This is a genomic window from Novosphingobium sp., from assembly GCF_037133355.1.
Taxonomy (GTDB): domain Bacteria; phylum Pseudomonadota; class Alphaproteobacteria; order Sphingomonadales; family Sphingomonadaceae; genus Novosphingobium.
In genome coordinates this window covers 151,893-170,946 of sequence record NZ_JBAXOI010000003.1, presented here as the reverse complement: position 1 = coordinate 170,946, position 19,054 = coordinate 151,893, and the positions used below count along the sequence as shown (strand labels likewise).

17 protein-coding genes are annotated in these 19,054 nt (G+C 65.5%); 10 read left to right on the top strand and 7 right to left on the bottom strand.

Going from position 1 to position 19,054, the window contains the following annotated elements:
- Positions 1 to 13: 13 nt before the first annotated feature.
- Positions 14 to 694 carry a nitroreductase gene (locus WCL10_RS04955; protein ID WP_336894519.1) on the bottom strand — a complete coding sequence of 227 codons (681 nt, stop codon included), beginning with the start codon at positions 692 to 694 and terminating at the stop codon, positions 14 to 16.
- Positions 695 to 797: 103 nt separating this feature from the next.
- Between WCL10_RS04955 and WCL10_RS04950 the strand changes: the two genes are divergently transcribed.
- A complete protein-coding gene (locus WCL10_RS04950) occupies positions 798 to 2,444 on the top strand; it encodes a lysine--tRNA ligase (protein WP_336894518.1) in 1,647 nt (548 codons plus the stop codon).
- A gap of 14 nt (positions 2,445 to 2,458) precedes the next feature.
- On the opposite strand, the gene WCL10_RS04945 is transcribed toward WCL10_RS04950, so the two are convergent.
- On the bottom strand, positions 2,459 to 3,013 hold the full coding sequence (locus WCL10_RS04945) for a hypothetical protein (RefSeq protein WP_336894517.1): 555 nt from the start codon (positions 3,011 to 3,013) through the stop codon (positions 2,459 to 2,461).
- 117 nt (positions 3,014 to 3,130) lie between these two features.
- Positions 3,131 to 3,808, bottom strand: a complete 678-nt coding sequence (locus WCL10_RS04940) for a 2OG-Fe(II) oxygenase (protein WP_336894516.1) — start codon at positions 3,806 to 3,808, stop codon at positions 3,131 to 3,133.
- 334 nt (positions 3,809 to 4,142) lie between these two features.
- Here WCL10_RS04940 and WCL10_RS04935 point away from each other — a divergent pair, with 334 nt between their 5' ends.
- The gene (locus WCL10_RS04935) at positions 4,143 to 4,505 is read left to right on the top strand and encodes a winged helix DNA-binding protein (RefSeq protein WP_336894515.1); all 363 of its coding nucleotides are present in this window, start codon (positions 4,143 to 4,145) and stop codon (positions 4,503 to 4,505) included.
- Positions 4,506 to 4,532: 27 nt separating this feature from the next.
- Here WCL10_RS04935 and WCL10_RS04930 read toward each other — a convergent pair whose 3' ends face one another.
- Positions 4,533 to 5,975, bottom strand: coding sequence for a Mur ligase family protein (locus tag WCL10_RS04930; protein WP_336894514.1), 1,443 nt, complete (start codon positions 5,973 to 5,975; stop codon positions 4,533 to 4,535).
- Positions 5,976 to 6,030: 55 nt separating this feature from the next.
- Here WCL10_RS04930 and WCL10_RS04925 point away from each other — a divergent pair, with 55 nt between their 5' ends.
- From WCL10_RS04925 to WCL10_RS04895, 7 genes are all read left to right on the top strand, one after another.
- On the top strand, positions 6,031 to 6,834 hold the full coding sequence (locus tag WCL10_RS04925; RefSeq protein WP_336894513.1) for an LD-carboxypeptidase: 804 nt from the start codon (positions 6,031 to 6,033) through the stop codon (positions 6,832 to 6,834).
- 63 nt (positions 6,835 to 6,897) lie between these two features.
- Entirely contained in the window at positions 6,898 to 7,833 is a 936-nt protein-coding gene (gene fabD, locus WCL10_RS04920; RefSeq protein ID WP_336894512.1) for an ACP S-malonyltransferase, read from the top strand.
- A 39-nt stretch (positions 7,834 to 7,872) separates the two neighbouring features.
- Complete coding sequence (locus tag WCL10_RS04915) at positions 7,873 to 8,316, top strand: GxxExxY protein (protein WP_336894511.1); 444 nt, start codon at positions 7,873 to 7,875, stop codon at positions 8,314 to 8,316.
- Positions 8,309 to 9,061: a 3-oxoacyl-[acyl-carrier-protein] reductase gene (gene fabG, locus WCL10_RS04910; RefSeq protein ID WP_336894510.1), complete on the top strand. Its 753-nt coding sequence runs from the start codon at positions 8,309 to 8,311 to the stop codon at positions 9,059 to 9,061. The genes WCL10_RS04915 and fabG overlap by 8 nt, the downstream gene beginning before the upstream one ends.
- A gap of 65 nt (positions 9,062 to 9,126) precedes the next feature.
- On the top strand, positions 9,127 to 9,597 hold the full coding sequence (locus WCL10_RS04905; protein ID WP_336894509.1) for a hypothetical protein: 471 nt from the start codon (positions 9,127 to 9,129) through the stop codon (positions 9,595 to 9,597).
- 215 nt (positions 9,598 to 9,812) lie between these two features.
- Positions 9,813 to 10,940 (top strand): DNA polymerase III subunit beta, encoded by a 1,128-nt coding sequence (gene dnaN, locus WCL10_RS04900; RefSeq protein WP_336894508.1) that lies wholly within the window; start codon positions 9,813 to 9,815, stop codon positions 10,938 to 10,940.
- 131 nt (positions 10,941 to 11,071) lie between these two features.
- On the top strand, positions 11,072 to 12,487 hold the full coding sequence (locus tag WCL10_RS04895) for a methyl-accepting chemotaxis protein (protein ID WP_336894507.1): 1,416 nt from the start codon (positions 11,072 to 11,074) through the stop codon (positions 12,485 to 12,487).
- A 2-nt stretch (positions 12,488 to 12,489) separates the two neighbouring features.
- On the opposite strand, the gene WCL10_RS04890 is transcribed toward WCL10_RS04895, so the two are convergent.
- The 3 genes from WCL10_RS04890 to WCL10_RS04880 form a co-directional block, all read right to left on the bottom strand.
- Positions 12,490 to 13,497 carry an NAD(P)-dependent alcohol dehydrogenase gene (locus WCL10_RS04890; protein WP_336894610.1) on the bottom strand — a complete coding sequence of 336 codons (1,008 nt, stop codon included), beginning with the start codon at positions 13,495 to 13,497 and terminating at the stop codon, positions 12,490 to 12,492.
- A 2-nt stretch (positions 13,498 to 13,499) separates the two neighbouring features.
- Positions 13,500 to 15,248, bottom strand: coding sequence for a D-aminoacylase (locus tag WCL10_RS04885; RefSeq protein ID WP_336894506.1), 1,749 nt, complete (start codon positions 15,246 to 15,248; stop codon positions 13,500 to 13,502).
- A 105-nt stretch (positions 15,249 to 15,353) separates the two neighbouring features.
- A complete protein-coding gene (locus tag WCL10_RS04880; RefSeq protein ID WP_336894505.1) occupies positions 15,354 to 16,190 on the bottom strand; it encodes an alpha/beta hydrolase in 837 nt (278 codons plus the stop codon).
- A 158-nt stretch (positions 16,191 to 16,348) separates the two neighbouring features.
- Here WCL10_RS04880 and WCL10_RS04875 point away from each other — a divergent pair, with 158 nt between their 5' ends.
- The gene (locus tag WCL10_RS04875) at positions 16,349 to 19,054 is read left to right on the top strand and encodes an EAL domain-containing protein (protein ID WP_336894504.1); all 2,706 of its coding nucleotides are present in this window, start codon (positions 16,349 to 16,351) and stop codon (positions 19,052 to 19,054) included.

Sequence of the window (19,054 nt, the reverse complement as noted above, 5' to 3'; positions counted from 1 at the left end):
GGTTATGACGAAGTTACGCCGCGTCGAACCCTACAAATGTAGCCGCCTCGGCCACCGGTTTGCGTTCTGAGACCACCGCATTGGCGGGGAAGGTCTCGTCCGGCCAGCCGAGCGCAATGCTCTTCATGATCACCTGATCGTCGGCAATCCCGGCGTGCTCGCGCACCACGGGCGATTGCATGATGCCCTGGCTGTTGATCACGGTGCCAAGCCCGCGCGACCAGGCCGCGTTGACCAGCGCATTGACCACGCCGCCGCAATCGAATGGGGTATCGTCGCTGCCCGACAGCGCCTTGTCATAGGTCACGATCACGCAGACCGGCGCATCGAACTGGCGGAAGCCGCGTAGCACCCAGTCCTGCCGCATCGCCGCGTCGTCACGCGCAATGCCCATCGCCGAGAAAAGCTGCTTGGCAACGCCAATCTGCCGCTCGCGGTGGACGCCGGCAAACGGCTCGCCCTTGCGGAACTCGCGCGAGTCCGGCTCTCCCGCCAGAATGCGCTCGGTGTTGCCCTGCCGGATGCGCGCCAGCGGCTCGCCAGTGATCACGTAGAAATTCCAGGGCTGCGTGTTCATCGAAGTCGGCGCGCGCATTGCAATGTGCAGGATTTCCTCGATCAGCTTCTGCGGCACCGGATCGGGCTTGTACCCGCGAATGCTGCGCCGCCCGAGCATGACCTCATCGTATTCCATACCGTCTCCCAAACTCTCTTTCGCCCTGCGGTAGCGATTGCCCGAGGGCTCGCACAAGCTTTTCCTTGCGCTCCATGGGGCCATCCGCAAAAGGAACCCCGTTATGGAAAACGCAGAAACCGCAGCGCCGCTTGATGTGTTCACCGCCAGCCAGACCTCCAGGGCCTGGCCGTTCGAGGAAGCGCGCAAGATCGTGAAACGCTTCCCCGGCGGTAAGCGCGATGCCAGCGGCGAACTCGTGCCCGTGCTGTTCGAAACGGGCTACGGCCCCTCGGGCCTGCCGCATATCGGCACCTTTCAGGAAGTGCTGCGCACCACGCTCGTGCGCCGCGCCTATGAAACGCTGACGGGCGGGCATCCGACGCGCCTGATCGCCTTCTCGGACGACATGGACGGTCTGCGCAAGGTGCCCGACAACGTGCCCAACAAGGGCCTGCTTGCGGCTTATCTCGGCCACCCGCTCACCCGCATTCCCGATCCTTTCGACCGCTACGAAAGCTTTGCGCACCACAACAACGCGATGCTGCGCCAGTTCCTTGATCAGTTCGGCTTCGAGTACGAGTTCGTCTCGGCCAGCGACCGCTACAATGCCGGCGAGTTCGACGATGCGCTCAAGGGCGTGTTGCGCAATTTCGATGCGATCATGGATATCATGCTGCCCACCTTGCGCGAGGAACGCCGCCGCACGTATTCGCCGGTGCTGCCCGTCTCGCCCAGCAACCACCAGGTGCTGCAGGTCCCCGTCACCGTGGTCGATGCCGAAGCCGGGATTGTCCGGTTCGAGGACATCACGGGCGAAATGGTCGAACAGTCGATCCTCGGCGGCAAGTCCAAGCTGCAGTGGAAGGTCGATTGGGGCATGCGCTGGACCGCGCTCGGCGTCGATTACGAGATGTGCGGCAAGGACCTCACCGACAGCCACCTCTATTCGGGCCGCATCGCGCAAGTCCTCGGCGGCCGCCGGCCGGAAGGCATGATCTACGAGCTGTTTCTTGATGAGAACGGCGAGAAGATCTCCAAGTCCAAGGGCAACGGCCTCACCATCGAGCAGTGGCTTGAGTACGGCAGCGAGGAAAGCCTCGGCTTCTACCTCTTCCGTGAGCCCAAGAGCGCCAAGTCGCTCCACGCCGGGGTGATCCCCCGCGCGGTCGATGAATACTGGCAGTTCCGCGAAAAGCTCCCCAGCCAGCCGATCGAACAGCAGCTCGGCAACCCGGTCTGGCACTTGCTGCGCGCCAATGGCTACCACGGCGGGGACGGCGATACGCTGCCCGTCACCTACGGCCTCCTGCTCAACCTCGTCGGCGTGCTCGGTGCGCAGGCGACGCGGGCGCAGGTCTGGTCTTATCTCGGCAACTATGTCGAAAACGCCGATCCCGCCGCGCACCCCGCGCTCGATGTGCTGGTCACTGCGGCGCTTGCCTACAACCGCGATTTCGTCGCCCCGACGCTGAAGCGCCGCAAGCCCGAGCCGAACGAGGCCGCAGCCCTCGCCGCGCTCGACGCCGAACTCGCCGCGACCGACGACAATGCCAGCGCCGAAGAGCTCCAGACCTTGGTCTACGAAATCGGCAAGGACCCGCACTACGGCATTGGCGCCCTGCGCGATTGGTTCAAGGCGCTCTACGAAACGCTGCTCGGCTCGAGCCAAGGCCCCCGCATGGGCAGCTTCATCGCACTCTACGGCATCGCCGGCACCCGCAGGCTGATTGCGGAGGCGCTGGAGGGCGTGGAACTGCCGGCGGAGTGAGAGTGCGGACGCAGCTAGGCTTGGGGAGCCTTGCTGAGGAGTTTCGCCGGGATCGTTATCGATCCGGATCGCGAGCGGATGATGTTATAGCCTGGCACGTGGAAGCGAATACAAACATCGCGCTTGCTCGTTCTGAGATCGTAAGCTGAAATCTGCCTGGAGTTTGGAAAAAGCTTTCGAGGCGGGGAGCTTGCCTTGATATACACCAGATAATGGAAGCGCTGGTCTACTCCGCGCTTCAACTCTTTTGGACGCTTGTAGTCTTCGACCGGCTCGCCGTCACTGGCAATTGGCCCGAAAGCGATGAACCGTTCCGGGTCCTGCATGGGGCAGAAGTCGGCATCTGTGTACAGACCCGGCCCGGTGTTTGCTGCGTAGAGACTGGTGTTCGAAGAAACGCCAATACGCAGATAGTTCCCGTTTGAAGGAATCTGTACACCATCCGTCGCACTCGATGGAACTTGTGAAACGACGTCGACGTGATCGAGCGTGTAGTCGCCGAGGTAATCTCCGCATGCGCCAAGCGACGCAGAAAGTGTCAGTACGACAACCAGATCGAGTCGGCTCATTCTCACAGCATAAAGCGCACGGCGTGCGTATTCTATCGCGTTCCGGCACGTCGTGGACCTTCGCCGATCCCTGCTATGGGCCACAAACCAATACTCTCAGCCCCAGCACCACCACGCCTAAAACCAAGGCCGCGCGCGGTACCACTTCGTCACGATATACTTGACGCCCTTCTCCACGGGCCGCCCGGCGTGCAGGGTCAGTGGGTTCGGCTTACCGTCGCGGCCCATGTTGTTCCACACCAGCAGCGCCCCCGGCTGTGGCGGCACCGAGATCGGCGCTTTGGGAAATTCGGTCACGCCGCCGGCCTCCACCGCATTCAGGTAGACCATCGCGGTCCATGAGCGCTGTCCCCCGCGCTTGACTTCGCCCGGCCAATAGCTGGCACCGGTGTCGAAGTAATCGTAATGCGCGCGAAATTCCTGCCCCGGCGCATAGCGCTGCCCCTGAATCACCTCGCCGAATGCCGGCTCGATCCCGAGGAGCGCGTCGATCCGCTGCTCGATCTGGCGGATGAAGGGATCGTGCGCATCGACATCGCCGCTGTAGCTGGTGCGCCCGCTCGCCGGACCCTTGTGAAACGTGGGGGAGGGCCGCGCCACCGCATCGACCATGGCGATGAGGCGTGCGCATTCTGCAGCCATGAAGAAATCGGCGACCCCGTAGATGTCCAGTCCGTCGACTGGCAGACGGTAAGCGCCCGGGGCTGCGTCGAGCCGGGCGCGCACTCGTTCGCCGACGAGCGCAAGCGCCTGTGTCTCAGTATTGGTTGGAGCAGGGCGACGAAAGAGGGCCATGGGAGGAATTCATTCATGCAACAGGCCATTGGCCGTGCCAAGTCCCCCATCAGAGGGCCATTTTCCAGGTACGCTTCACACTTGCCGATATAAAATACTGAAATGCAAACTAAAGTTAAGACCGTTTCGGACTATATTTCTGCAGCGCGGGCTTATCAATAATGCGCAATATGGTTACATATCTCACTTGGGCGATTGTTGATCGGCCCGATGTTGCCAAGGGTTGCGTAAAGACAGGGCATTCCATGACCGGTCAGAGCCACTTTCCCGGCTGTCCAGCGGCGGGGCAAAGGAGAGTGGCGGCGCAAGTTCCTTGGGGAGCGAGGAGTAGGCTTTGGACGCGCATGTCGATCTCGATGCGGAAACCCTGCGCATCGCCAAACTGCTGTATGAAGCGCGCCGCCGCCGCGACGCAGCCAGCCCGATCAAGGGCCTTTTCGGCGAGCCGGGGTGGGACATTCTGCTCGACCTGTTCATCGCCCGCAAGTCGCGTACCGCGCTTCAGGTGTCGAGCGTCTGCGCCGGTGCGGGCCTGCCTTCCACCACGGTCCTGCGCTGGATCGCCCGGCTGGAGCGTGAGGGGCTGATTGTGCGCGTCGCAGACCAGGAGGATGCCCGCCGCCGCTATGTAAGCCTGACGACGCGCGGACTGCGCCTCACAACCTCGTTGCTCGACGCGGTCGGCCCGATCGGCTGAGCCACGCGGCTGCCCGCTGCCCGGGTTTCAGGGCAGGCGGGTCAGGAGGTCGCGCGCAAAGCGCGAAAGCGTGTCGTCGCGCGCGCCCATGATCACGATGCGGTCGCCAGGGCGCGCCAGTTCGGCCATGCGAGCCGCGCAGTCCTCACGCGCGGGGATATGTTCGGCCGTGCCGCCAAGCTGCGCAATCAGGCCGACAATGCGCTCGCTTCCGACGGAGCGGTCGACCGTCCCCCCGAAGTAGACCGGATCGCACAGGATGACCACGTCCTCGCGCCCCAGCCGCGTGGCGAGCACTTCGGCAAGTTCCGTCCCCATCTGCCGCAACGGCCCGTAGCCGTGCGGCTGGAAGAAGGCGATGACCCGGCCGGGATGCGCTTTCAATGTCGCAAGCGTGGCCGCCACTTTCTCGGGATTGTGGCCGAAGTCGTCGATCACGGTGATCCCTGAAGGGCTGGTGCCCACCACATCGAAACGCCGCGCAAGGCCGGCATATTCGCCAAGCGCCGCTACCGCCTGGCCCAGCGGCACGCCTGCGGCATTGGCGCCCGCCAGAGCCGCCAGCGCGTTGGAGAGGTTGTGACGGCCCGGTACGGACAGCGTGAGCAGGTGATTGGCCAGGGTACGCCGGTCGAACACCATAGCCTCGATAGCGGTTGGCGTTTCAACGATGCTGCCTGCCACAACGCCGATATCCACCGCCGGATTGGCGACGCCGAACGTGAGCGGTGCCTTGCGGGCGCGGTGAGCGAGTTCGGCGCTTTCGGCATCGTCGAAGTTGATCACCGCACGCGTTGCCGCCGCGAGGAAATCGCCGAACAGCGCGCGCAACTCCTCCAGGCTCTTGTGATCGAGGCTGACGTTGTTGAGTACTGCGATCCGGGGCCGGTACTGGGCGATCGACCCGTCGCTTTCATCGACTTCGGAAACGAACGGCCCCGCCATCGCGCCTACGCGTGCGCTGGCAAAGGGCGCATCGGGGCCGGCAAAGTTCTTCATCACTGCGCCGTTCATGATCGTGGGATCACGGCCGCAGGCGGTGAGGATCCACCCCAGCATGCCCGTTACGGTCGATTTGCCGCTGGTTCCGCCCACAGCAATCCCGGCTTCGGCGGCGTTGAACAGCGTGGAGAGGAGATTGGCGCGGCTCATCCGGCGGCAGCCCAGTTCGCGCGCCCGGACCATTTCGGGCACGGTTTCCTCCACCGCGGCGGAAGCGACCAGCACCTGATCCGCCGAAGTGATCCCGCTGCCGTCCTGCGGGTGCAGCGCGAAGCCCAGGCTTTCCAGCCAGGCGAACTTTTCCGGTGTGCGCCCCTGATCGCGGCTGCGGTCCGATCCCGCGACACTGGCGCCGTGTCCCTTCAGGATCAGCGCCAGCGGCAGCATGCCCGAGCCGCCGATGCCGCAGAAGAACCAGGGTTGTGCGGTCAGGTCCCCAATCGCGTTTGCAGTGCCGTCCGTGCTCATGCGCGCAACCGGTATGCGCCCTTGTGCCCGAGCGCAACCGGGTTAGGTAGGGCGCATGCCAAGGATCGCCATCTGCGCGCCCGCCCGCTCGATCACGCACGCGGATGCCGCCGCGGTGCGTGCCCTTGCGCAAACGGTCCCGGGCGTGGCCTTGAGCTTCCATCCGCAGTGCTTTCTGGAAGCGGGTCATTTCGCCGGCAGCGATGCGCAGCGCCTTGCTGCCTTTATCGAATGCGCGAACGATCCCTCGTTCGACGCCGTGTGGTTCGCGCGCGGCGGCTACGGATCGAACCGAATTGCCGCAGCCGCCATGGGGCAGCTTGGCGCGGCGGCGCGGGCCAAGGCCTATCTTGGTTATTCCGACACCGGCTACATGCTCGGCGCGCTCGCCCGCGCGGGCATCGGGCGCCAGGTCCACGCGCCAATGCCGGGCGATATCCGCCGCGCAGGCGGAGCCGAGGCAGTTCTTCGCAGCATGCGCTGGCTCGCCGGTGACCGCACGGGTGAGGAGCCCGCGCGTGATGGCCACCCCCGTGCCGCGTTCAATCTCACCACGCTCGCCATGCTCTGCGGCACGCCGCTGATGCCGGATCTGGCGGGCCATGTCGTGATGGTCGAGGAGGTCTCCGAGCATCTCTACGCCGTCGACCGCCTGTTCTTTCACCTCACCGCGCAGCTCTCCGGCATCGCCGGCCTCAGGCTCGGCCGGATCAGCGAGGTGCCCGAAAACGACGTTCCTTTCGGGGCTGACGCCGTGGCCATCGCCCGCGACTGGTGCGGGCGTAGCGCCATTCCCTACCTCGGCCGCGCCGATATCGGCCATGATATCGCCAACAGGATTGTGCCCTTCGGCCCTTGAGGTGGCGCCCGTCTGCGACTAGGCGCGCTCGTTCCACGCAGATGGACGGAGGACAAAGGGTTGGTGCGAGCATTCGTTTTCCCGGGACAGGGTAGCCAGAAAGTCGGCATGGGCGCAGAACTCGCCGCCGCCAGTTCCGCAGCGCGGGAAGTGTTTCAGGAAGTCGATGACGCGCTGGAGCAAAAGCTCTTCGCGCTGATGACCGCAGGGCCCGAGGACGAGCTCACTCTCACCGCCAATGCCCAGCCCGCGATCATGGCTCATGCCATCGCCGTGCTGCGCGTGCTCGAGAAGGAAGGCGGCCTCGTGCTGGCCGACAAGGCGGCGTTCGTTGCCGGCCACAGCCTGGGCGAGTACACCGCGCTTTGCGCCGCCGGCTCGTTCAACCTTGCCGACACCGCCCGCCTGCTGCGCCTGCGCGGCGCGGTGATGCAGGCTGCCGTGCCGGTGGGCGAGGGTGCGATGTGCGCGCTGCTCGGCGCCGATATCGAAAAGGCCACCGCGCTCGCCGCCGCCGCTGCGGAGGGCGAAGTCTGCACCGTTGCCAACGACAACGATCCCGGCCAGGTCGTCCTTTCCGGCCACCGCGCCGCGATCGAACGTGCGGTCGCCATGGTCAAGGAGCATGGCATCAAGCGCGGCATGCTGCTGCCCGTCTCCGCCCCGTTCCATTGCCCGCTGATGCAGCCTGCCGCCGACGCCATGACCGAAGCACTGGAGCGCACTCCACCGGGGCCCTTGCGCATCACCCTCGTGGCCAACGTCACCGCCGCCCCCGCAACAGACCCAGCCGAGATCCGCCGCCTCCTCGTCGAACAAGTCACCGGCCGCGTCCGCTGGCGCGAAAGCATGCTCGCGCTCGGCGCTGCGGGCGTGGAACAGTTCGTCGAACTCGGCGGCAAGGTCGTCGGCCCGATGATCGGCCGCACGGCGAGCGATGTATCCGTTGCCAGCCTTGTCTCGATGGCCGACATCGAGGCTTTTGCGCGGGATCTTTGAAGTCGGTTTCACGCGGAGACGCGGAGGCGCGGAGAAAGAATGGAAATTGACGAGGTCAGCGCCGAGATCGTCAATGCAGCGATCCGTTTGCACAAGCGGCTTGGACCCGGCTTGCTTGAGTCAGTGTACGAGGTCGTTCTGGCGGGTGTTCTTATTCGGGCTGGCTTGAAAGTCGAACGCCAGCGCGCGATCGATATCGAATTCGATGGCCTACATTTTCCAGGCGCCTTCAGGGCTGATCTTGTCGTGCAAGACTGCCTTGTCGTCGAAATCAAATCGGTTGAAACACTTCAGCCTGTGCATGGGAAGCAATTGCTCACCTACTTGCGTTTGCTCCAGCAGCCCGTCGGGCTGCTGCTCAATTTTGGTGGAGCCACGATGAAGGAAGGGATACGGCGAGTTGTAAACGACTATCGCCCCTCAAACCCCTCCGCGCCTCCGCGTCTCCGCGTGAAACATGAAAAAGGAGAACAGGATGTTTGATCTCACCGGCATGACCGCCCTCGTCACCGGCGCCGCCGGCGGCATCGGTTCCGCGATCAGCCACGCCCTTGCCAAGCAGGGCGCCCGCCTTGCGCTGTCGGGAACCAACCCGTCCAAACTGCGCTCCTTCCGAGAGGAATTGAACGACACCTACGGTCACGACCACGTCGAGATTACCTGCGACCTCTCGAATACCGAGCAGGTCGAGCACCTCGTGCCCGCAACGATCGATACGCTGGGCAAGATCGACATCCTCGTGAACAACGCCGGGATCACGCGCGACAACCTTGCGATGCGCATGAAGGACGAGGAGTGGGACGCGGTGATCCGCGTGAACCTTGAAGCCGCTTTCCGCCTGATGCGCGCCGCGTCCAAGCCGATGATGAAGGCGCGCTTTGGACGCATCATCACGATCACCAGCGTGGTCGGCGCTACCGGCAATCCGGGCCAGGTGAACTATGCCGCTGCCAAGGCCGGCCTAGTCGGCATGTCGAAGAGCCTTGCGCAGGAACTCGCCACGCGCGGCATCACGGTGAACTGCGTGGCCCCGGGCTTCATCCGCACCGCGATGACAGACGTGCTGCCCGATGCGCAGAAGGACGCGCTCAATGCGCGCATCCCGATGGGCCGGATGGGTGAGGGGACTGACATCGGTGCGGCGGTCGCCTATCTCGCCAGCCGCGATGCGGGCTACATGACCGGGCAGACGCTGCATGTGAACGGCGGCATGGCGATGCTGTCCTGATCGCGATGCGCGCCTTCGGGCTCCTTGCGCTTGCCGGCGCTCTCGCCGCCGTCCCGGGTGCGGCTTTGGCACGCGCTCCGCAGGCGCTTGCCTGCGCGGTGATCGCTGCGCCCGAGGGGCTCGATGCGCAGCTTGCCGATACCATGCTCACGCTCGATGCCGAGAAGAGCAAGCCCGCGCTCGATGCGCTGCGCACGATTGTCGAGCGCTGCGCTGCCGACCAGTTCCTCAATGACAAGGAGCGCGAGGCCTACTTCGGTTATGCGCTTGGCCGCATGGCGCGCGACGGGCTTGATACCCGGCTCAAGGCGGAAGGCATTCCCTCCGCGCTGATCGACAAGGCGCTCGATATCGGCCCCGGCAATGCCAACAACCCGGCCACACAGGTGACGCAAGGGGACCTCAGGCGCGTCGCCAATGCACTGGCCGAGGATGGCCGCGATCCGGCCAAGGTCACCCCGGTTGGCTGGGGCCTGATTACCGCCTGGATCGCCGCCACTGCGCAGATGTTCGACGCGCAGCGCGTGCTCGACTGACGCTCGCGAACCGCCGCACCACATTCGCGTCATTTATGCACAGCTTCGCGGCTCGCGGTGCGGCTTGCGCTTGCCCGTGGCGGGGCGCGCGTTAAGGAAGATGGTCCAGAAACAACCCATCCTTGCCCGCGATTCCACGCGTGTGGGGGTGCCATTGACACGGCCCTGTCGGGTCCCAGTCGGGGCCCGGTCGGGGCAGGGGACACGAGACGAGAATGAAGGCCACGATCGAACGCGCGACCTTGCTACGCTGCCTGTCCCATGTGCAATCGGTGGTCGAGCGGCGGAACACCATTCCGATCCTCTCGAACGTGCTGATCGAGGCTTCGGCCGATGGCACGGTGCGCCTCATGGCGACCGACCTCGATCTCCAGATCGTCGAATCCATGCCCGCTCGCGAGGTCGAGCGCGCCGGCGCGATCACCGTTTCGGCGCATCTCCTGTTCGATATCGCGCGCAAGCTGCCCGATGGCAGCCAGGTCAGTCTTGATACGGCGGATGGTCGCATGGTGGTCAAGGCCGGGCGCAGCCGCTTCCAGTTGCCCACGTTGCCGCGCGACGATTTCCCCATGATCGTCGAGGGCGACCTGCCGACGAGCTTCGAAGTGCCCGCGCGCACGCTTGCCGAGCTCATCGACCGTACGCGCTTTGCCATCTCGACCGAGGAAACGCGCTACTACCTCAACGGCATCTTCCTGCATGTCGCTGATGAAGCCCATCCGGTGCTCAAGGCGGCGGCGACCGACGGCCACCGCCTCGCGCGCTATACCATCGCCCGGCCAGACGGTGCGGAAGGCATGCCCGATGTGATCGTGCCGCGCAAATGCGTGGGCGAACTGCGCAAGCTGCTCGAAGACGTGCTCGATACCGCAGTGCTGGTCGATCTTTCCGCCAGCAAGGTGCGCTTCACCCTGGGCGGGGAACACGGCGTCGTGCTCACCAGCAAGCTCATCGACGGCACGTTCCCCGATTACAGCCGCGTCATCCCCACCGGCAACGACAAGCTGCTCCGCCTCGATCCGCGCAGCTTCTTCGAAGGCGTCGACCGCGTTGCCACGATCGCCACCGAAAAGACCCGCGCGGTCAAGATGGCGCTGGAAAACGACAAGGTCACGCTCTCGGTCACCAGCCCCGAGAACGGCACCGCGGCCGAAGAAATTGCCGCCGAATACCGCGCTGCCGGCTTCGAGATCGGCTTCAATGCCAATTATCTCAAGGACATCCTCAGCCAGATCGACGGCGATTTGGTCGAACTGCACCTCGCCGATGCGGGCGCGCCGACCTTGATTCGCAAGGACGACAAGTCGCCCGCGCTCTATGTGCTGATGCCGATGCGGGTGTGAGTGTGGGCGTACCCCTTGCGCAGCCGTGTCAGGCGCGCTTGACTCGGGATTGACACCTAGTCCGGCCTTCAGTGAAGCCAGAGATTGTTACGATACTCCAATGTGGTTGTTTCCAGAACAGGACGACCACGATGGATACGCGCGACATTGCCAGCAAACTGGCGTTCTTTTCGATCGGGCCTGACGATCGGGCCGATTTCGCCGGCATCGGCAAAGTTGTGGCCCGCCATGGCCCCAAGGCGCTCGATGGGCTTTACGAACGCATCGGCGCGACGCCCGAAACCGCTCGGCATTTCAGCTCCAAATCGGCCATGGCCTCGGCCCGCGCCAAGCAGATCGAGCACTGGCAGGCGCTTTTTTCCGGTGGTGCGAACGAGGCCTATTTCGCGCGTGCCGAGAAAGTCGGCAAGGTCCACGCCCGGATCGGCCTCGCCCCGCAGTGGTATATCGGCGCCTATGCCAGCGTGCTCGCGCCGATCATTGCGGTCATGGCGGGTCCGCTCGCCCGCCGCCGTGCCCGGCGGATTGCCACGCTCGTCAAGATGGCGCTGCTCGACATGGAAATCGCGGTGGAGACTTACTTCGCGGTCGAGGAAGAGCGCCGCCAGGCCGTGATCGGCGCGCTCGGCGCCGCGCTCCGGCGCATGACTGACGGCGACTTCAGCACGCCGCTTGGCGATCTGCCGCCCGAATATGCAGCAATCCAGCGGGATTTCGAAACCATGCGCGGTCAGGTCGGCTCCGCGCTCGGCGATGTTGCGCAGACCTCGCAGGCAGTCGACATGGGTGCGCAGGAAATCCGCCAGGCCTCAGACGATCTTGCGCGGCGCACCGAAAAGCAGGCCGCAAGCCTAGAGGAAGCCTCAGCCGCGATGACATCGCTCGCGGGCAGTGTCGGCAGTACGGCCGGCGATGCGGCGCATCTCCATGATTCCGTGCAGGAAGCCAACAGCGATGCGCGCGCCGGCGGCGGCGTGGTCGATCAGGCGGTGCAGGCAATGACCGACATTCACGATTCGGCGCAGGAGATCGGCAAGATCATTGCCGTGATCGACGGGATCGCCTTCCAGACCAATCTCCTCGCGCTCAACGCCGGGGTCGAGGCGGCGCGCGCCGGAGATGCGGGCCGGGGCTTCGCAGTCGTCGCCAACGAGGTGCGCGCGCTTGCCCAGCGCAGCGCCGAGGCTGCGCTCGATATCAAGACGCTGATCGGCCAGAGCGCGGTGCAGGTCGAGCGCGGCGTCGCGCTGGTCGGGCAGACCGGCGATACCTTCGCGAAAATCGTCGGCAAGGTTGGCGAGATCGCGGGCCTTGCCAGCAACATCGCCAGCGCGGCCAGTGCACAGGCCACCAACATCGGCCAGGTGCGCGAGACCGTGCGCGAACTCGACGTCATGACGCAGCAGAACGCTGCCATGGTCGAGCAGGCCACCGCAGCCTCGCGAAACATGGCCGGTGAGGCCGACCGCATGGCCGCCCTTGTCGGACGCTTCGCGTTGGCAAGCACGGCAAAGCCCGGCGCGACTGTGCTGCGCCGGGCCGCTTGAGCTTAGATATCGACGACGATCTTGCCGAAGTGCGTATTGCTCGCCTGATGGCGAAACGCGCCGGCAAGGTCGGCGAGCGGGAAGTGGCTGTCGATCACCGGACGGATGCCGGTGGCCTCGATCGCGGCGATCATGTCGAGCTGCATCGCGCGGCTGCCCACAGTCAGCCCCTGCACGCGCAGGTTCTTGGCCATGAGCAGCGCGGTCTGCACGGGGCCGGCAAAGCCCGCCAGAACGCCGATCAGAGCGACATGGCCGCCCACGCGGCAGGCCATCATCGACTGGTCAAGCGTGCCCGCGCCGCCGATTTCGACTACGCAATCAACGCCCTGGCCGCCGGTCAGTTCCAGCGCCTTGAGGCCCCAGGCCGCCTCGGCCTTGTAATTGATCAGTTCGTCGGCCCCCAGAGCCTTGAGCCGCTCCAGCTTGGCATCGGACGAGCTCGTCGCGATCACCCGCGCGCCTGCGGCCTTGGCCATCTGCAGCGCGAAGATCGAAACGCCGCCGGTGCCCTGCACCAGCACGGTCGAGCCGGGCTTGACCGTACCATCGGCAAACAGCGCGCGCCATGCGGTCAGCCCCGCGCAGGTCAGCGTTGCCGCTTCGGCGCAGGAATAGCCCTTGGGCACGCGAGTGAACCAGCCAGCCGGCGCCACGATCTCCTCGCGCGCATAGCCGTCGATCCCGTCGCCGGGCACCGTGGTGAAGGCGGTGGCGGGGGGCGTACCGTCGTCCCAGTTGGTGAAAAAGGTCGATACGACGAGGTCGCCGGGCGCATAAGCCGTCACCCCTTCGCCCACCGCCACGACTTCGCCCGCGCCGTCCGACATCGGAATGCGCCCTGCGGCGGCGGGGAGCATCCCCGTCACCACCGCGAAATCGTGGAAATTGAGCGAGGAGGCGCGCAGTCGCACGCGGATCTCGCCCGGGCCTGGATCGCCGCAGTCCGGCAGGTGATCGAGGTGCAGGCTGTCGAGCGTCGCAGGGGCGCCGATACGGATTGCGGCAATGGTCATTCTGCGGCCTCCAGCATTTCGGCCTGTTGCGGCCCGCGCACGAGCACGCCCGGCACCGCGCCGGTCCAGGTCCCGTTCTCGAACGTCACTTCGCCCGACTTGATCGTGTAGACATAGCCGTCGGCCTTCTGCAGCAGCCGCTTGCCGCCCGCGGGCAGATCGAACGCCAGCCACGGCTTGCCCAGCCTGAGCGCCTCCATGTCGATCACGTTGATATCCGCCAGCGCCCCCGGGGCGATCACGCCGCGGTCGTTCATGCCATAGAGCCGCGCGGTATCATGGCACTGGCGCTTGATCGCCTGCTCGAGGCTGAGCCGCCTGCCGCGCTTCCTGTCCCGCACCCAGTGCTGGAGCATGAAGGTGGGCGAGGCCGCATCGCAGATCGTCCCGCAATGCGCGCCGCCATCGGACAGCGAATTCACGCAGTCCTCGCGCGCCTGGAGTTCCTCGAGGAAATCGAGGTTTCCGTCGGCATAGTTGAGGATCGGCAGGTAGATGAACCCGGTGCCCCCATCGGCCAGCATCAGATCATAGGCATAGCTTTCGGGCGAGACGCCCGCAGCCGCAGCGCGTGCGGCAATGCTCGCTTCGGCCTGCGGCTCGTAGTCGAAGCTGCCGTCCATTTCGTACTGGTTCGCCCAGCCTTCGCCGATCACGCGGTAGAGGTGCACGATGTCGCTGTCCGGATAGGCATTGGCCTCGGAGAGCAGGATCTTCTTGAAGACCGGATCGGCAAGGTGCGCCAGCTGGTCCTCCCACGGCATTGCCGCGACCGCGGCCCACGAGGGGCGGAACAGGAAGGGATGCACCGTCCCGCGCCAGTTCATCACGATGCCGTTGCCGCGCAGCGCGATCTGCGCGACGATATTGGCGCCCGCCGCGTTCTGGCGGGTCATTTCCGCGATCTGTTCGGACAGCGGCAGTTCCTTGGCGATCGACTGCAGCGCGGCGAAGGTCACCGGCATGCCAGTCTCGCGGCTCAGCGCACCCATCCAGCCGAACTCGTCCCATTCGCGCTTCATGTCGCTGGCCATTTCGAACACGCCATGGCCCACCCGGCCCATGGCGCGGCCGATGCGGATCAGCTCTTCGGCAGTGGCGGTCGTGCCGGGCACGACTTCGCCGTCAATCGACTTGTGGATCACCGTGCGACTGGTCGAAAAGCCCAGCGCGCCGGCGCGCAGGCCTTCCTCGACAATCGCGGACATGGCCTCGATATCCTCGTCGGTCGGGACCGCGCCCGGCTTCTCGCGGTCTCCCAGCACATAGGCGCGCACCGCGCCGTGCGGTACGTGCGTTGCCACATCGACACTGCGCGGCAGCCGCTCCAGCGCGTCGAGATACTCGGGGAAGCTCTCCCAGTCCCACTTCAGCCCTTCGGCGAGCGCGGTGCCGGGAATGTCCTCGACGCCTTCCATCAGCCCGATCAGCCACTCGTGCCGGTCGGGCGCGGCGGGTGCGAAGCCCACGCCGCAGTTGCCCATCACGACCGTGGTCACGCCGTGCCACGAGCTTGGCGCCATTTCCTGGTCCCAGGTCGCCTGCCCGTCGTAGTGCGTGTGGATATCGACCCAGCCGGGCGCGATGACCTTGCCCGCGGCGTCGATTTCGCGCGCGGCGCTGCCGGACACCCGGCCCACGGCGGCGATCAGGCCGTTCTTCACCGCGACGTCGCCGGTAAAGCGCGGTCGGCCGGTGCCGTCCACGATCGTACCGCCCCGGATGATGAGGTCATAAGCTGGCATCGGCAGGCTCCTCTAGGCAGCGCGCGTCCGACTCAACAGGAGTGGCGCGGCTTTTAACCGCCCGATTAAGTCAGAGCTTGGCCGCCGGGTCAACGCCCGCGTCGCTCAGCCCGGCCCGTCGAGGAATCCGGTCAGCGGCACGATGAAGGCGTCGGGCCGCGAAAACATGAACAGGTGCCCGCCGCCTTCGGTCAATTCCAGCCTGCTTCCGGGGATCGCGTTGTGCAGGAAATGAGCATTGGCGGGCGGAATCAGCTGATCGTCGGCATCGGCCATCACCATGACTGGCATGCCCAGCAGTGGCAGAAACGCGGCGCTGCTCCATCCCGCAAAGGCAGCGAGCTGGCAGCTCCAGCCGAGCGGTGAGGGGGCTGTCGCGGCATTGAGCGAGACCCGGTCGGCACCGCCGCCGTTGTAGAGCATGGCGAGGTTGCGGCGCAGGGTTTTCTCGACGGAATATTCCATCGGATCAAGCATCTGGCTCACGAGCGAGGGATTGCCCGGGATCATCGTTCCCCCCGCCGAGGTCGCCGCAAGCACCAGTTTGCCGGTGCGCGCGCGGTGCTGGAAGGCGAACTGCTGCACCACCGCGCCGCCCCAGCTGATCCCGAGCAGATCGACCGCATCGATCCGCAGCCGGTCAAGCAGCGCGGCGAGCGTCAGCGCCATGTGCGGGATGGTGTAGGGGAAGATCGGATCTGGCGACTGGCCGATCCCGGGCATATCGAAACTCACGATCCGGCGGCCGGGCATGCGGCAGGCGATGGGTTCCAGCATTTCCATGTTCATGCCGATGCCGCTCAGGATCACCAGCGGACGCCGCCCGGGCACGCCTGATTTGCCGCGTTCGGGGGCGGTTTCGGTCCCGGGGGCATGCCACTGGCCCACGCGCAGGCGCCGTCCGGCAACTCCGATCATTGAAAAGCTTGCAGTCGTGGGCACGCGAAATCCTTGGCGATCATGCAAAACAGCAGCTCGCTGCGGCCCCTAGCACCCTCGGGCCCCGAGCAAAAGAAAACCTTGGGAATTCCGCGAAAAATCAGCCCCCAAATCGGCGCGGTTTAACGGTTTCTCAAAGCAGTTAAGCGCAATTGAACACCATGAACGATTTACCCGGGGTCCAGGTCGAGCCACAGGCCGAGCCGACACGCGGTGCGCGCGATTTCGCGCGGACGCAGCGTCGGCGCGATCGCGTGCCGACCGCGCCGGTGAGCCGGGGGGACGTGGCGGGGGCCGCGTTCCTGTTCGGCACCGGTCCGGGGCGCGGGCTGATCGCGCGTGAATGGCCGCACATGGCGCTGCCGATGGTGCTAGGCGTGCTTGGCCTAGCCATCGCCAACTGGTCATTCCGGCCGATCATTTCTCCGGTGCTGGCGCTGCTCGCCGCCGCGTTGCTGTTCGTCGCCCGCTTCACCTCGGCATATGAGGAAAGCCGCGAGCACTCGACCCTGGTGCGAATGGCGCTGATGTCCGCTTCGATCGGCGTGCCGCTGTTCATCTACGGCGTCGCCATCGGGCTCTGGGCGGTCGGAGGCGTGGTGCCATGGGTTCAGGCGCTGGCGCTGCTCGTCACCATCTCGCTGCTGGCCACGGTGACCGAATCAGGCCGCCTTGCCGGCATGCTCACGGCCGAGGTGGCGATCTGGTCGGGCGTGACCTGGGTCACGAGCCTTGCCGGCGGGATCACCTCGCTCATCGTTGGCGGGGTTATTGCCGTGGCGGCTTATCTGCGTCAGCGCGAGATCGACCTCCGGCTGCGGCTCGCGGTGGAGGAGGGCGTCCGCATCCAGACCCGCGCCGAGGAAATCCTCGCCGACTATGAAGAGACCGGCCAGGGCTGGTTCTGGGAAACCGACCGGCGCGGCCTGATTACATACCTTTCGCGCCCCGTTGCCGACGTGCTGGGCCGCGATGTCGAGGACTTTCTCGGCCGCCCCTTTGCCGAGCTGTTCAACTTGTCCGAGCAGGCGGGCGAAGGCGAGCGCACGCTGGCCTTCCACTTGTCCGCCCGCTCCAGCTTCAGCGAACTTGCCGTGCGCGCCGCGGTCATGGACGAGGAACGCTGGTGGTCGGTGACCGGACGGCCGACCTACGATGCCTTCAACAACTTCCAGGGCTTCCGCGGCTCGGGAACCGATCTCACCGAAAAGCGCCGCTCGCAGGAGCATGCCTCGCGGTTGGCGCACTTCGATTCGCTCACCGGCCTCTCAAACCGCTTCCAGATGTCGCAGACGCTGGAGAAGATCCTCACCGCGCCTAACGCGCAAAACCGCAACTGTTCGGTGTTCCTGCTTGATCTCGACCGCTTCAAGCAGGTCAACGATACGCTCGGCCATCCGGCAGGCGATGCGCTGCTCAAGCAGGTGGCGCAGCGGCTGGAGCGCGTGATTGGCACGGTGGGCCGGGTAGGCCGGCTCGGCGGTGACGAGTTCCAGGTCATTCTCGTCGGCAAGATCGCGCGCGAGCAGCTTGCGCAACTGGCCGAACGGATCATCGAGCAGCTGTCCCAGGCCTATTCGATCGATGGCAGCCGTGTGATGATCGGCGCCTCGGTCGGCATCGCGATTGCGCCCGATGACGGAGTGACCAGCGAGGCGCTGATCCGCAATGCGGATCTTGCGCTCTACGCCGCCAAGGATGGTGGGCGAGGGCGCTATCACTTCTATGCCGCCGATCTCCACAGCGATGCCGAGGAGCGGCGCCATCTGGAAGAGGATCTGCGCGACGCGATCACTCACGGCGACCTCGAACTCTACTACCAGCCCGTGGTGCAGACCGCGACCGAGCGGATCACCGGCTTCGAGGCACTGCTGCGCTGGAACCACCCGAAGCATGGCTTCATCTCGCCTGCCAAGTTCGTGCCGATCGCCGAAGACGCGGGCCTTATCGTCACGATCGGCGAATGGGCGCTCCGCACCGCCTGCCAGGACCTCGCCAACTGGCCTTCGGACGTGCGCGTCGCGGTCAACGTCTCGCCGCTCCAGTTCGCCAACCCGGCGCTGCCCGCGATGATCACCAGCGCGCTTGCCGCTGCCGAGGTAGATGCCGACCGGCTCGAACTCGAGATCACCGAAAGCGTGTTCCTGGGTGATGACACCGCGACAGAAGGGATGTTCCGCGCGCTCAAGGGCATCGGGGTGCGCCTCGCGCTGGACGATTTCGGCACAGGCTATTCCTCGCTCGGCTATCTGAAGCGCGCGCCGTTCGACAAGATCAAGATCGACCAGTCGTTCGTGCGTGGCGCAACGCAGCCGGGCAGCCGCAACGGCGCGATCATCGCCTCGATTGTGAGCCTCGCCGAAGCGCTCGGCATGGAAACCACTGCGGAAGGCGTCGAGACTCTCGACGAGCTCGATCTCGTGCGCATGCTCGGCTGCAGTCACATCCAGGGCTATATCTACGAGCGTCCGCTCTCGGCGGAGAACACCTCGACGCGCCTTGCCACCGGCCTCATCGCCATCGCCCGCGGCCCCCGCTCGGCCCGCGCCGCGCGCCAGGCCATGCTGCGCCGGGTGGTGCTCGATCACGGCGGGCACCGCTACAATGGCACGGTGCGCAACATGTCGCTTACCGGCGCGCTGATCGAGGGGCTGTGGAACGTGCCGTCGGGTACGATCTTCCGCATCCAGCTTTCGGATGGCCACTCGGTCACCGCCACTTGCCGCTGGGCGAGCGAAGATCGCATGGGTGTCGAATTCTCGCAGCCCCTCCAGCTTGACGAGGATGGCCGCATCGCCGCCGTGGCGATCAAGTCCACGCTCCCGCCGCCGCTCGATCCGGCCGCGAACCAGCGCAAGGTGGGCTAG